Origin of the sequence: Salmonella sp. NW177 (assembly GCF_051811585.1) — a bacterium.
Taxonomy (GTDB): Bacteria; Pseudomonadota; Gammaproteobacteria; order Enterobacterales; family Enterobacteriaceae; genus Salmonella; species Salmonella enterica.
Map to the genome: position 1 here is coordinate 1 of NZ_JAMMZV010000014.1, position 13,864 is coordinate 13,864.

Below are 13,864 nucleotides of genomic sequence, written 5' to 3' on the forward strand. Positions count from 1 at the left end.
TGAATGGGTTCATGTGCAGCTCCATCAGCAAAAGGGGATGATAAGTTTATCACCACCGACTATTTGCAACAGTGCCCGTTCTCATAATGCGATACACCCGCTTTGCATTAACCACAGGCAGGCCGTCCCGCTCCGACTCCCGTCGCAGCAGCGCCCACACACGGCGATAACCATACGTCGGCAGGTCAGCCACCGCCATGTTTATCCGGGACAATACGGTGGTATCGTCAGAACGGGGCTGCCGTCTGCGATCCTGTCAGTCAGATGGCCGGTGAACCCGAATGCTCAACTGCGCACGCGACACGCTAAGACTTCTGCAAACGTCGCTTATTCGTCGTTCCCAGGCAACGAGGGCGCATGCGCAATCCATTTTTTTGCCCGGCCGAACTCCACGGCCTCTTTGAGTATCTCGGCTTCCATCGTCTTTTTGCCCAGAAGGCGCTGGAGTTCGCGAATTTGCTTATTGGCGGCAGCGAGTTCGGAGGCCGGCACCACTTCCTCGCCCGATGCAACAGCCGTCAGTGAACCGTCTTAATATTGCTTGCGCCATTTGAATATCTGGTTTGCATTGATGCCATGCAGGCGCGCGACATGAGACACGGTCATACCGGGCTCCATAGTCTGCTGAATAATGGCAATTTTTTCCTGCGGTGTACGACGCCGACGCCGCTCAGGTCCTGATAACACTTCAACCATCTTATCGTTCTGACTGGTATTAAACATAGTTCCAAGACTACCTCTTATTTTAAGAGAGTCGAAGTGTCTGGTGATCTATGGGGCCAGTCTAGCCCTCTTCCAAGTGTAGGGAGATATAGTCAAAGTTTGCTTCTCCGCCGATGAGTCCGCCCTGCGTCGGATAGTCCGATTTTTTACCGGCGAAGCACGGCTCTCCTAACCCTATCTAAAGCGAATAACTTTTTTCAACAGGGCCGCGTGCCAATGCAAGAGCGATAGGCGCTCTACGCGCCAATTTGACCACTTAAAACAGGTAAATTGAGGGGTTGTAATGTGTTGATGTAACAGGCTTTTATTTTAATGTCTTGGCATATGTATAATGGTAGTCTAGCCCTCCTTTCAACAAGGAGTACTCATGGAAACCTACAATCATACATATCGGCACCACAACTTTTCACATAAAGACTTAAGTGATCTCACCTTCACCGCTTGCACATTCATTCGCAGCGACTTTCGACGTGCTAACTTGCGTGATACGACATTCGTCAACTGCAAGTTCATTGAACAGGGTGATATCGAAGGCTGCCACTTTGATGTCGCAGATCTTCGTGATGCAAGTTTCCAACAATGCCAACTTGCGATGGCAAACTTCAGTAATGCCAATTGCTACGGTATAGAGTTCCGTGCGTGTGATTTAAAAGGTGCCAACTTTTCCCGAACAAACTTTGCCCATCAAGTGAGTAATCGTATGTACTTTTGCTCAGCATTTATTTCTGGATGTAATCTTTCCTATGCCAATATGGAGAGGGTTTGTTTAGAAAAATGTGAGTTGTTTGAAAATCGCTGGATAGGAACGAACCTAGCGGGTGCATCACTGAAAGAGTCAGACTTAAGTCGAGGTGTTTTTTCCGAAGATGTCTGGGGGCAATTTAGCCTACAGGGTGCCAATTTATGCCACGCCGAACTCGACGGTTTAGATCCCCGCAAAGTCGATACATCAGGTATCAAAATTGCAGCCTGGCAGCAAGAACTGATTCTCGAAGCACTGGGTATTGTTGTTTATCCTGACTAATTGCTTTGATGTGTGATTTTAAACGCTCAAATTTATAAAACGAATAATATTGTCAACCTTGCAATAATAGACATAGGGACAACCATGTATAAATTTTTACCCTCAGGCGTCTTCACAATAGAGCCATATAGCAGTGGGTCACTTAGTGGGCTTAATTTTTCCATTAAAGATAATATTAATATTGCTCAGTATAAAACATCATATGGTAGCCCATCTTGGCAAGTAAACATAAGGCTGCCATTTATAAGGCACTGTTGCAAAAATGTGGAGGTGATAGGGGTACTACGCCGGAACCCCAGATTTTTCCGTCCGTTCAAATTATCCACGGTTGAGCAGCTTGATCCCGTCCGCCCGCAGTTGACCAACAGGGGAAATATGCCTGTACAAAGTTTGCCGGGTTATCCCAAGTTCCTGGCATAGCGTACTGACCTTTGTTTCTGATTGTCCCATTGATGCCATTGCCAGTCGCAGTTTGACTGGCGTCATTTTATAAGGTCGGCCGCCGTTCCGCCCACGGGCTCTTGCTGATGCCAGACCTGCAGTCGTTCTTTCAGCAATCAGTTCGCGCTCAAACTCCGCCAGTGCGGCAAAGATACCGAAGACAAGCTTGCCAGCGGCCGTTGTTGTGTCGATAGTCGCCCCGTGACCGGTCAGCACTTTCAGACCGGTCCCCCTCGCGGTCAGGTCGTGCACTGTATTAATGAGATGACGAAGATCACGACCGAGGCGGTCCAGCTTCCATACGACCGAGAGCATAAAAAATATTGGGGCAGCGTGAGCTATGCTGCCATCGCTGGTCCCTTCCCGTCACTTTGAAAACCCGGATACCAGCAGACAAATTTATCCTGCAGTTCGTTATTCAAAACGGCGGTCCGGGTCTGTAACAAATAATGAGCCCCTTTTCTGCTCCACTGCATCTGCTGCTTTTTGGCCATTCGTCTGGCGATCACTTCATTGATCGTGGATTCCACAAACGCGGTTGATACCGGCTCTCCGTACCGACGCATTTCGCCGTAGTTTGGGATCATCATCTTATTATTCCGGATGTAGGTATACATTTCATCCAGATGTTTTTGCAGGGATTTCAGGCTAGGATAGCTGAGTTCAGGGTCATCGCAATACATAACGCAATTATCAATATGTTCCAGCGCAGCGACAACATTGCCATGCCAGAGATATCGTTTAATGCTTTCCAGCAGTGCCAGAACTTTACTCCCCGCCTCTGGATCTGATACCAGCAGTCCCCGGGCATATTGCATGAGCACCTTCAGCCTCATGGTGATATGAAACCAGTCCAGCACATGCGTTGACTCAGGGTACATACCGAACTGGAGGTCCCTGAGATTATCCGCGCCGTCGGACAGAAAAAATATCTGCTGGTTGGCCTGCATTCCCTGCGCAGAAAGGTGGGTCATGAGCCTGCGTTCCGGATGACAGTCATCCTTCTGAACAAAACCGAAGCGGCGGGTGTCAGCAGGCGCACCAACGGAAAAAGACTTCCCGGCAATAATTTCAAAATTACGCTTTTTGTCATCCCGATCGCGAACATAACCACCATCTATACCCACCACAAGCGGTTTTCCTGGCCTGGGCAGGTTCCCCCAGTCGCGGGGGCAGCCGGAAAGAAAACCTGAATGAGCTTCAGCCTCAGCGTCAAGACGCTGCGCCACCTGGCATAAATGATTCCTCACCGTTGAGGCATTCAGGCTGTGGCCCACCGGCAGAATATCTTTCAGCAGACGAGTCGTCATTTCATAGGAGATCATCGAGGCCCAGCGGGTTTCAATATATTTCAGTGCCGGGTGAGAATAATCGCCGGCCCAGTCGCTGAGCAAACTGACTGTCTTTGTATCACTCTCTTCACAACGGCACCGGTACACCCGAAGCCCGGATACCGGAATAACGCCAAACAGCGTCCGGTACCGTATTTTCTGTTTGCCTTTGATTCTGCGCGCAGCAAGGCAGTGAGGGCACCGGATATGGTGTTGAGTATATTCGTCTGCCTGCAGCTGGACCACCGACTGCTGGACCGTATTCAGCAACAGCTTGGATTCTGACACCGATAATCCGATGTCGTTCCGGGTCTCCCCTGATTTCTGGATTGTCATCAGTTCCTCCGTTCGACTGGAGCCTGATTCATCGGTGATGACTATCTGGAGCGTCAGTTGCATCATTGCCTCCTGCTGTGGTGGATGACTATCTCCCGGCTACTGGTTGTTCATCTGGTGACGAAGCTTATAATATGTGGAAACGCCAAGGCCCGCATGGTCGCAGGCGATCCTGAGCCTGACCCCTCTGCTTCTGAGTGCGTCAATTTCCTGGATCTTTTTGATATCGGCGCCGGGGCGCCCTGTTTTTTCACCCCGTGCTTTTTTCGCGGCGATGCCGTCGGCCTGCCTTTCCTTCAGTAAGGCTCGTTCAAACTGGCTGAATGCCGACATCATGTGCAGCTGCAGTTCCTGCATCGGATTGTTTGTGCCGGCGCTGAACGTCAGCTGCTCTTTCAGAAAAATAAGGGTAACGCCCTGGTCACGAAGCCGGGTGGTGACAGCGCACATATCCGACATATTCCGGCAAAGGCGATCGATGGAATGAACCAGAAGCGTATCACCAGGGCGTAATTGCCCCAGGAGTTCCTGTAACCCCGGGCGGTTTGTGTCCTTCGCGCTGGCATGCTCAACACAAATTTTATCAGGCTGAAAACCCGCCTTTGACAATGCCTCTTCCTGACGGGCCGTATTCTGATCGGCCGAGCTTACCCTGATGTAGGCATATTGCACGCAAAACCTCCGGAAGGTCTTTAAACATCATAGAGATTTAAAGAATAATCCATAAACACTGATTTAGGGAGGTTTATAGACATTTTTTCGGGGATCTGAGAGGCATGCTGAAAACGTATACCTTTATAGACATCAGTCAGCGACGACGGCCCAGCCAGATAACTTCAGGCTCCAGTACCGGAGATGCAAGGTCGAGCCTGCTCAGTTGCCGGTTGATTTTGTGGCGGTTGAACCTGACAGCATCCAGGTCGTCAGCAAAAGGGCGGATCTCGCCGACCGTTGTTTCATCATCCGCATTAACGATAGCTTCAAGAAACGCCAGGGTTTTATCGAACTCATCCGCAGCTGTGGCTCCGGGCATACCATGGCCGCTTATACAAAACGGCGCTTTCAGCGTAGAGTTTTCATAAATGGCCTCAACACGAATGTCATGAAGCCAGTGCTCAAAGAAATTGTATTCATAGGTAAAGCGATCGCCAGCATCAAAAGCAAAATCATCAATCACGACCCGGAACGGATTATCGACAAAACCGATGCCTCCTTCGTAGGAGATACCGTAATCTTTGCCATAAATGTGAAATTGATGGAGATGGTCGTCCCCCCAGCCCTGCACTATCTGGAAAATGAAGTGAAGCGCGGCCAGTGACGTGTCGGCAGCAATTCTCAGCCGACGCCAGACCATCGGACTGACTCCATGAACTGCTATTTTGATGACGTAGATCTTCATAGTCAGCAGGTATTGTTATGAAATGATGGTGGTTATTTTAACCCCTGTAGATGGCATCATTCGATGGCTGCCCCGAGGTTTTTCATGCTCTCCTATCTCATCTGCGCAAGGCAGAACGTGAAGACGGCCGCCCTGGACCTCGCCCGCGAGCGCCAGGCGCACGAGGCCGGCGCGCGGACCCGCGCCACGGCCCACGAGCGGACGCCGCAGCAGGAGCGCCAGAAGGCCGCCAGAGAGGCCGAGCGCGGCCGTGAGGCTTGGACGCTAGGGCAGGGCATGAAAAAGCCCGTAGCGGGCTGCTACGGGCGTCTGACGCGGTGGAAAGGGGGAGGGGATGTTGTCTACATGGCTCTGCTGTAGTGAGTGGGTTGCGCTCCGGCAGCGGTCCTGATCAATCGTCACCCTTTCTCGGTCCTTCAACGTTCCTGACAACGAGCCTCCTTTTCGCCAATCCATCGACAATCACCGCGAGTCCCTGCTCGAACGCTGCGTCCGGATCGGCTTCGTCGAAGGCGTCTATCGCGGCCCGCAACAGCGGCGAGAGCGGAGCCTGTTCAACGGTGCCGCCGCGCTCGCCGGCATCGCTGTCGCCGGCCTGCTCCTCAAGCACGGCCCCAACAGTGAAGTAGCTGATTGTCATCAGCGCATTGACGGCGTCCCCGGCCGAAAAACCCGCCTCGCAGAGGAAGCGAAGCTGCGCGTCGGCCGTTTCCATCTGCGGTGCGCCCGGTCGCGTGCCGGCATGGATGCGCGCGCCATCGCGGTAGGCGAGCAGCGCCTGCCTGAAGCTGCGGGCATTCCCGATCAGAAATGAGCGCCAGTCGTCGTCGGCTCTCGGCACCGAATGCGTATGATTCTCCGCCAGCATGGCTTCGGCCAGTGCGTCGAGCAGCGCCCGCTTGTTCCTGAAGTGCCAGTAAAGCGCCGGCTGCTGAACCCCCAACCGTTCCGCCAGTTTGCGTGTCGTCAGACCGTCTACGCCGACCTCGTTCAACAGGTCCAGGGCGGCACGGATCACTGTATTCGGCTGCAACTTTGTCATGCTTGACACTTTATCACTGATAAACATAATATGTCCACCAACTTATCAGTGATAAAGAATCCGCGCGTTCAATCGGACCAGCGGAGGCTGGTCCGGAGGCCAGACGTGAAACCCAACAGACCCCTGATCGTAATTCTGAGCACTGTCGCGCTCGACGCTGTCGGCATCGGCCTGATTATGCCGGTGCTGCCGGGCCTCCTGCGCGATCTGGTTCACTCGAACGACGTCACCGCCCACTATGGCATTCTGCTGGCGCTGTATGCGTTGATGCAATTTGCCTGCGCACCTGTGCTGGGCGCGCTGTCGGATCGTTTCGGGCGGCGGCCGGTCTTGCTCGTCTCGCTGGCCGGCGCTGCTGTCGACTACGCCATCATGGCGACGACGCCTTTCCTTTGGGTTCTCTATATCGGGCGGATCGTGGCCGGCATCACCGGGGCGACTGGGGCGGTAGCCGGCGCTTATATTGCCGATATCACTGATGGCGATGAGCGCGCGCGGCACTTCGGCTTCATGAGCGCCTGTTTCGGGTTCGGGATGGTCGCGGGACCTGTGCTCGGTGGGCTGATGGGCGGTTTCTCCCCCCACGCTCCGTTCTTCGCCGCGGCAGCCTTGAACGGCCTCAATTTCCTGACGGGCTGTTTCCTTTTGCCGGAGTCGCACAAAGGCGAACGCCGGCCGTTACGCCGGGAGGCTCTCAACCCGCTCGCTTCGTTCCGGTGGGCCCGGGGCATGACCGTCGTCGCCGCCCTGATGGCGGTCTTCTTCATCATGCAACTTGTCGGACAGGTGCCGGCCGCGCTTTGGGTCATTTTCGGCGAGGATCGCTTTCACTGGGACGCGACCACGATCGGCATTTCGCTTGCCGCATTTGGCATTCTGCATTCACTCGCCCAGGCAATGATCACCGGCCCTGTAGCCGCCCGGCTCGGCGAAAGGCGGGCACTCATGCTCGGAATGATTGCCGACGGCACAGGCTACATCCTGCTTGCCTTCGCGACACGGGGATGGATGGCGTTCCCGATCATGGTCCTGCTTGCTTCGGGTGGCATCGGAATGCCGGCGCTGCAAGCAATGTTGTCCAGGCAGGTGGATGAGGAACGTCAGGGGCAGCTGCAAGGCTCACTGGCGGCGCTCACCAGCCTGACCTCGATCGTCGGACCCCTCCTCTTCACGGCGATCTATGCGGCTTCTATAACAACGTGGAACGGGTGGGCATGGATTGCAGGCGCTGCCCTCTACTTGCTCTGCCTGCCGGCGCTGCGTCGCGGGCTTTGGAGCGGCGCAGGGCAACGAGCCGATCGCTGATCGTGGAAACGATAGGCCTATGCCATGCGGGTCAAGGCGACTTCCGGCAAGCTATACGCGCCCTAGGAGTGCGGTTGGAACGTTGGCCCAGCCAGATACTCCCGATCACGAGCAGGACGCCGATGATTTGAAGCGCACTCAGCGTCTGATCCAAGAACAACCATCCTAGCAACACGGCGGTCCCCGGGCTGAGAAAGCCCAGTAAGGAAACAACTGTAGGTTCGAGTCGCGAGATCCCCCGGAACCAAAGGAAGTAGGTTAAACCCGCTCCGATCAGGCCGAGCCACGCCAGGCCGAGAACATTGGTTCCTGTAGGCATCGGGATTGGCGGATCAAACACTAAAGCTACTGGAACGAGCAGAAGTCCTCCGGCCGCCAGTTGCCAGGCGGTAAAGGTGAGCAGAGGCACGGGAGGTTGCCACTTGCGGGTCAGCACGGTTCCGAACGCCATGGAAACCGCCCCCGCCAGGCCCGCTGCGACGCCGACAGGATCTAGCGCTGCGTTTGGTGTCAACACCAACAGCGCCACGCCCGCAGTTCCGCAAATAGCCCCCAGGACCGCCATCAATCGTATCGGGCTACCTAGCAGAGCGGCAGAGATGAACACGACCATCAGCGGCTGCACAGCGCCTACCGTCGCCGCGACCCCGCCCGGCAGGCGGTAGACCGAAATAAACAACAAGCTCCAGAATAGCGAAATATTAAGTGCGCCGAGGATGAAGATGCGCATCCACCAGATTCCCGTTGGAATCTGTCGGACGATCATCACGAGCAATAAACCCGCCGGCAACGCCCGCAGCATCGCGACCGTCATCGGTGAGAAGTTCGGCAGGTATTGGGTGGTGACAATGTAGGTGCTGCCCCAAATGGCAGGTGCTATCGCTGTGAACAATAAATCGGGCGTGCGTAATGACATGCGATTACAAGACCTCCGCTACGGCGATGGGTTTTTGAGAGTTGCAGGCGCCGCGATGACCGCACCCTGACTTGGACTGGCCCTGCCTCGCACCAATCCACCTGCGGCTATGGCCGCGATCATGCGAGGCCCGAAAATTACACGACCTGTACACGTCCGCCGAACCCGGAACGCAACAGAGCTTCGTGGGCATCCCGATCCGGGTCGTAGCAGCAGTCCTGGACCAAACGCACGTCGTAGTCCGCATCACTAGCCCAGGCGACGCTTGAAAGAACAACGCCGGTGGTGCTTATCCCGGCCATGACAAGCGTGCTTACGCCGCGCGTCCGAAGGTCGGCGTCGAGCGCCGTGCCATAAAAGACGCTGGCTCGCGGACATGCATAGAAAAGGTCGCCCCGTTCGATCGCAAGCCCTTCGACGGGCAGACCGGTGCGAAATCGTCCGCTCGGGAGATACGGTGAGATTTGGCGATTCGTCGCCGGCGGCGCATGTTCATACTCTTCGCCGAGCGAAAAGTTGGGGAACAGCACGGGCCGGCCGCGCAAGGCGTGCTGGCAGCCGTGCAGACCCTGCGTGAGATGAACGCCGACAACCTGCGCAAGGTGCCGGCCGATGCACCCACGGCCTTCATCAAGCCGCGCTGGAAGCCGCTGGTGATCACCCCGGAAGGCCTCGACCGGAAATTCTACGAAATCTGCGCCCTGTCCGAGCTGAAGAACGCCCTGCGCTCCGGCGACATCTGGGTCAAGGGCTCGCGGCAGTTCCGCGACTTCGACGACTACCTGCTGCCGGCCGAGAAGTTCGCCGCACTCAAGCGCGAGCAGGCCCTGCCCCTGGCGATCAACCCGAACAGCGACCAGTACCTGGAAGAGCGTTTGCAGCTGCTGGACGAGCAGTTGGCCACCGTCACCCGCCTGGCCAAGGACAACGAGCTGCCCGATGCCATCCTCACCGAGTCAGGGCTGAAAATCACCCCGCTGGATGCGGCGGTGCCGGATCGGGCGCAGGCGCTGATCGACCAAACCAGCCAGTTACTGCCGCGCATCAAGATCACCGAACTGCTGATGGACGTGGACGACTGGACGGGCTTCAGCCGCCACTTCACCCACTTGAAGGACGGGGCCGAGGCCAAAGACAGGACGTTGCTGCTGTCCGCAATCCTCGGTGATGCGATCAACCTCGGGCTGACCAAGATGGCCGAGTCGAGCCCCGGCCTGACCTACGCCAAGCTGTCCTGGCTGCAAGCCTGGCACATCCGCGACGAAACCTATTCGGCGGCCTTGGCCGAGCTGGTCAACCACCAGTATCGCCACGCCTTTGCCGCCCACTGGGGCGACGGCACGACCTCATCCTCCGATGGCCAGCGCTTCCGCGCGGGTGGCCGGGGCGAGAGCACCGGGCACGTCAACCCGAAGTACGGTAGCGAGCCGGGACGGCTGTTCTATACCCATATCTCCGACCAGTACGCGCCGTTCAGCACCCGCGTGGTGAATGTCGGCGTCCGCGATTCCACCTATGTGCTCGACGGCCTGCTGTACCACGAGTCCGACCTGCGGATCGAGGAGCACTACACCGACACGGCCGGCTTCACCGATCACGTCTTTGCCCTGATGCACCTGCTAGGCTTCCGCTTCGCGCCGCGCATCCGCGACCTCGGCGAAACCAAGCTGTACGTGCCGCAGGGCGTGCAAGCCTACCCGACGTTGCGCCCGCTGATCGGCGGCACCCTGAACATCAAGCACGTGCGTGCCCACTGGGACGACATCCTGCGCCTGGCCAGCTCGATCAAGCAGGGCACCGTCACCGCCTCGCTGATGCTGCGCAAGCTCGGCAGCTACCCGCGCCAGAACGGACTGGCCGTGGCCCTGCGCGAGCTGGGCCGGATCGAGCGCACGCTGTTCATCCTGGACTGGCTGCAAAGTGTTGAACTGCGCCGCCGCGTGCATGCCGGCCTGAACAAAGGTGAGGCGCGCAACTCGCTGGCCAGGGCGGTGTTCTTCAACCGCCTTGGGGAAATCAGGGATCGGAGCTTCGAGCAGCAGCGCTACCGGGCCAGCGGCCTCAACCTGGTGACGGCGGCTATCGTGCTGTGGAACACGGTGTACCTGGAACGCGCCACCCAGGGGTTGGTCGAGGCCGGCAAGCCGGTGGACGGCGAGCTGCTGCAATTCCTGTCGCCGCTGGGCTGGGAGCACATCAACCTAACCGGCGATTACGTCTGGCGGCAGAGCCGCAGACTGGAAGACGGGAAGTTTCGGCCCTTACGGATGCCCGGAAAACCTTAGCGTACGATTTTTTCCGAATTCTGCGGGCTCCCCTCGTGAAGAAGGTGTTGCTGACTCATACCAGGCCTGAATAGCTTCATCATCCAGCCAGAAAGTTATGGAGCCACGGTTGATGAGGGCTTTATTGTAGGTGGGCCAGTTGGTTATTTTGAACTTTTGCTTTGCCACGGAACGGTCTGCGTTGTCGGGAAGATGCGTGATCTGATCCTTCAACTCAGCAAAAGTTCGATTTATTCAACAAAGCCCATTCAGTCCTCAATTTGTGCATTTTTTAAACGAAAAAAGGGTGTCTAATACGGTGAAATCATAGTATTACCAAAGTAATAAATAAAAAGTTATTTAAATCAGTAATTTAGATTTGATTTGTAATACCTGGGTAATACCGCAGCATGGCTAAATTTTGTTTTTTTTCTTTTAAATCAGTGCAATAGCGTGATTTATCACGCTGCGTTAGGTGTATAGCAGGTTAAGGGATAAAAAATCATCTTTTTTTGGTAGGGCGATCTCCGTAGGTTAAGGGGCATTTGGCTAAAAAGCGTCCTATTCTTTGATGGTCATGCTTGCATGACCATCTGAGCAACCAAAAACTACAGATAAACTACAGATAAACTACAAAAAACGTTTTGCCTTAGTGTTGTAAGACTACAAATAGACTACAATAAAACTACAAATAAACTACAAAAAACGTGACAGACTACAAATAGACTACAATAAAACTACAGATAAACTACAAAACTCGATTGACCCCTTCTTACGAGTGTTGTAGAGTCATTTTCATACAACGGAGGGGGTTATGAATAAACCAGCAGATCTGAAACCCCGCAACTTATCGGCTGCTGTCAGATTGCGCCTAAATGAAATCGAGAACTGGCTGGACAGAGGGCTAACGCGGCATGAAATTGCTGAAATCCTCGACAGCGAATACAGCTTTTCGGTAACAGCCAAAGGGCTTGAGATGGCACTGTATAGAACGCGGCAAAACCGAAAAAATGTATTGCACAATACGCATGATAAGAGTAGCGCGAAGGGTGCAGCGGAAAGTGTATTGCACAATACACAACCGTCTGAGCCTGAAGTGCAGGAAAGTAAAAAAGCAGAGAGTCCCGGCATTATTGATAAAGAATTCTTCAAGAAAATCGGTGAGAATTTCGACCCTAAGAAGTTCAACAAAAAATTCTGAGGTGATTTATGAAAGTAGCGGTAATTAATTACAGTGGCAGTGTTCGTAAAACCTTAATTTCATCTTACCTGTTAGCCCCGCGCGGCTTTGTTGAATAAATCAGATTTCGGGTAAGTCTCCCCCGTAGCGGGTTGTGTTTTCAGGCAATACGCACGCTTTCAGGCATACCTGCTTTCGTCATTTTGTTCAGCGCTCGTACCAGGGCCATAGCCTCTGCAACCTGACCATCGTAGTCACGCAGTGTCAGTGAACCTCCGAACAGCTGTTTTACCCGGTACATCGCCGTTTCCGCTATCGAGCGACGGTTGTAATCTGTTGTCCATTTCCACCGCGCATTACTCCCGGTCAGCCGCTGATTCGCAACAGCACGGTTACGGTCTGCATATTCACCGGGCCAGTAACCCGCGCCTTTTCGGGGCGGGATAAGCGCGCTGATTTTCTTACGCCGCAGTTCATCGTGACAGAGTTGGGTGTCGTAAGCGCCGTCTGCCGATGCTGCCCTGATTTTTCTGTGAGTCTGCCGGATAAGACCCGGGAAGGCTTCTGAGTCCGTCACATTGTTCAGCGACAGGTTTGCACAGATGATTTCATGTGTGTTGCTGTCAACTGCCAGATGCAACTTTCGCCATATACGACGGCGTTCCTGGCCATGCTTTTTGACTTTCCATTCGCCTTCACCAAAGACCTTCAGCCCGGTGGAATCAATCACCAGATGCGCGATTTCACCCCGGGTGAACGTTTTGAAACTGACATTAACCGACTTTGCGCGCTTGCTGACACTGGTGTAATCCGGGCAGCGCAACGGAACATTCATCAGTGTAAAAATGGAATCAATAAAACCCTGTGCAGCCCGCAGGGTCAACCTGAACACGCGTTTAATGACCAGAACGGTGGTGATGGCGAGATCAGAATAGCGCTGAGGTCTTCCCCGTGATGAAGGCGTTGCCGACTCATACCAGGCCTGAATAGCTTCATCATCCAGCCAGAAAGTTATGGAGCCACGGTTGATGAGGGCTTTATTGTAGGTGGGCCAGTTGGTTATTTTGAACTTTTGCTTTGCCACGGAATGGTCTGCGTTGTCGGGAAGATGCGTGATCTGATCCTTCAACTCAGCAAAAGTTCGATTTATTCAACAAAGCCGTCTGTGTTGTAAAATGGCGCCGAAAGCCCGGCGTAGCCGGTTGCCGGGCTATAAATTCTGCCACCCTACCCCCTGCCCTGATTAGCCTTAACTCGCGAACAGCAATGAAGAAGTCAAAGTAATCCCTTTTAACCCCGGTGAGCGGGCTTTACGGCGTTTACGACGTAAAGGGCGTGATTTCCGGGGCCTAAGCGGCGGCAGCTTGCTGCTGACGCTTAGGGGGATGTTCATCAACTATTTCAGCGACACCAGGGAACTTAACACGGTAGCTGCAAAGCCCTAATCCCGCTCACCGCCACGCAGCTGCCGTACGTCCCCCACGGGGGTGCGCAGTGCTGCGCGCGGGAACGGCGGCCCGTCTGCGGGACGCGGCGCCGTACTGCGCGTTAGCGGCCGCACGCGGCCGGTTACGGGGGACACTCCGCCATACGACCAGCGACCCGCTGAGCTGCACAATCCACAGATAACACAAGCTACATACATGTCGATATGGGAATCGGCCCACCTTGCCGGGCGCCGGTGCCGTGTGGAAATCCGCCCACCTTGCCGCGCGCCGGTGCCGTGTGGGAATCCGCCCACCTTGCCGGGCGCCGGTGCCGTGTGGGAATCCGCCCACCTTGCCGGGCGCCGGTGCTGTGTGGAAATCCGCCCACCTTACCGGGCGCCGGTGCTGTGTGGAAATCCGCCCATCTTGCCGGGCGCCGGTGCCGTGTGGGAATCCGCCCACCTTACCGGGCGCCG

At 55.2% G+C, this 13,864-nt stretch carries 11 protein-coding genes and 4 pseudogenes; 5 read left to right on the forward strand and 10 right to left on the reverse strand.

The annotated features are described in order from the left end of the window. Positions 1-79: 79 nt before the first annotated feature. Positions 80-696 (reverse strand): annotated as a pseudogene (locus NA986_RS23450) (transposase); the annotation flags it as partial. Positions 697-1,090: 394 nt separating this feature from the next. Here NA986_RS23450 and NA986_RS23455 point away from each other — a divergent pair. Next, complete coding sequence (locus NA986_RS23455; protein ID WP_001516695.1) at positions 1,091-1,747, forward strand: quinolone resistance pentapeptide repeat protein QnrS1; 657 nt, start codon at positions 1,091-1,093, stop codon at positions 1,745-1,747. Between the two features lie 318 nt (positions 1,748-2,065). On the opposite strand, the pseudogene NA986_RS23460 reads toward NA986_RS23455, so the two are convergent. The 4 genes and pseudogenes from NA986_RS23460 to NA986_RS23475 all read right to left on the reverse strand — a co-directional run. Further along, positions 2,066-2,494: pseudogene (locus tag NA986_RS23460) on the reverse strand (recombinase family protein); the annotation flags it as partial. Positions 2,495-2,526: 32 nt separating this feature from the next. After that, positions 2,527-3,918, reverse strand: coding sequence for an ISKra4-like element ISKpn19 family transposase (locus NA986_RS23465; RefSeq protein ID WP_001493761.1), 1,392 nt, complete (start codon positions 3,916-3,918; stop codon positions 2,527-2,529). A 36-nt stretch (positions 3,919-3,954) separates the two neighbouring features. Then, positions 3,955-4,527 (reverse strand): recombinase family protein, encoded by a 573-nt coding sequence (locus tag NA986_RS23470; RefSeq protein WP_001493762.1) that lies wholly within the window; start codon positions 4,525-4,527, stop codon positions 3,955-3,957. A gap of 136 nt (positions 4,528-4,663) precedes the next feature. Continuing rightward, positions 4,664-5,254: a plasmid pRiA4b ORF-3 family protein gene (locus NA986_RS23475; RefSeq protein WP_012477564.1), complete on the reverse strand. Its 591-nt coding sequence runs from the start codon at positions 5,252-5,254 to the stop codon at positions 4,664-4,666. A gap of 84 nt (positions 5,255-5,338) precedes the next feature. Here NA986_RS23475 and NA986_RS23480 point away from each other — a divergent pair, with 84 nt between their 5' ends. After that, complete coding sequence (locus NA986_RS23480; RefSeq protein WP_152922203.1) at positions 5,339-5,614, forward strand: relaxase; 276 nt, start codon at positions 5,339-5,341, stop codon at positions 5,612-5,614. Positions 5,615-5,645: 31 nt separating this feature from the next. Here the strand turns inward: NA986_RS23480 and tetR(A) are convergent, their stop codons facing one another. Further along, positions 5,646-6,296: a tetracycline resistance transcriptional repressor TetR(A) gene (gene tetR(A) / locus NA986_RS23485; protein WP_001493764.1), complete on the reverse strand. Its 651-nt coding sequence runs from the start codon at positions 6,294-6,296 to the stop codon at positions 5,646-5,648. Positions 6,297-6,401: 105 nt separating this feature from the next. Here tetR(A) and tet(A) point away from each other — a divergent pair, with 105 nt between their 5' ends. Then, positions 6,402-7,601, forward strand: a complete 1,200-nt coding sequence (gene tet(A) / locus NA986_RS23490; RefSeq protein WP_001493765.1) for a tetracycline efflux MFS transporter Tet(A) — start codon at positions 6,402-6,404, stop codon at positions 7,599-7,601. 31 nt (positions 7,602-7,632) lie between these two features. On the opposite strand, the gene NA986_RS23495 is transcribed toward tet(A), so the two are convergent. Continuing rightward, entirely contained in the window at positions 7,633-8,517 is an 885-nt protein-coding gene (locus NA986_RS23495; RefSeq protein WP_000058717.1) for a DMT family transporter, read from the reverse strand. 137 nt (positions 8,518-8,654) lie between these two features. Beyond that, entirely contained in the window at positions 8,655-9,047 is a 393-nt protein-coding gene (locus NA986_RS23500) for a cysteine hydrolase family protein (protein ID WP_001351729.1), read from the reverse strand. Positions 9,048-9,050: 3 nt separating this feature from the next. Between NA986_RS23500 and NA986_RS23505 the strand changes: the two are divergent. Then, positions 9,051-10,802, forward strand: a pseudogene (locus tag NA986_RS23505) (Tn3-like element TnAs1 family transposase); the annotation flags it as partial. Between the two features lie 15 nt (positions 10,803-10,817). Here the strand turns inward: NA986_RS23505 and NA986_RS23510 are convergent. Then, positions 10,818-11,015, reverse strand: a pseudogene (locus tag NA986_RS23510) (IS5/IS1182 family transposase); the annotation flags it as partial. A gap of 580 nt (positions 11,016-11,595) precedes the next feature. On the opposite strand from NA986_RS23510, the gene stbA reads away from it, so the two are divergent. Continuing rightward, entirely contained in the window at positions 11,596-11,982 is a 387-nt protein-coding gene (stbA, locus tag NA986_RS23515; RefSeq protein ID WP_001039464.1) for a plasmid stabilization protein StbA, read from the forward strand. 139 nt (positions 11,983-12,121) lie between these two features. Here stbA and NA986_RS23520 read toward each other — a convergent pair whose 3' ends face one another. Beyond that, positions 12,122-13,090 (reverse strand): IS5 family transposase, encoded by a 969-nt coding sequence (locus tag NA986_RS23520; RefSeq protein ID WP_030005799.1) that lies wholly within the window; start codon positions 13,088-13,090, stop codon positions 12,122-12,124. Between the last annotated feature and the right edge of the window lie 774 nt (positions 13,091-13,864).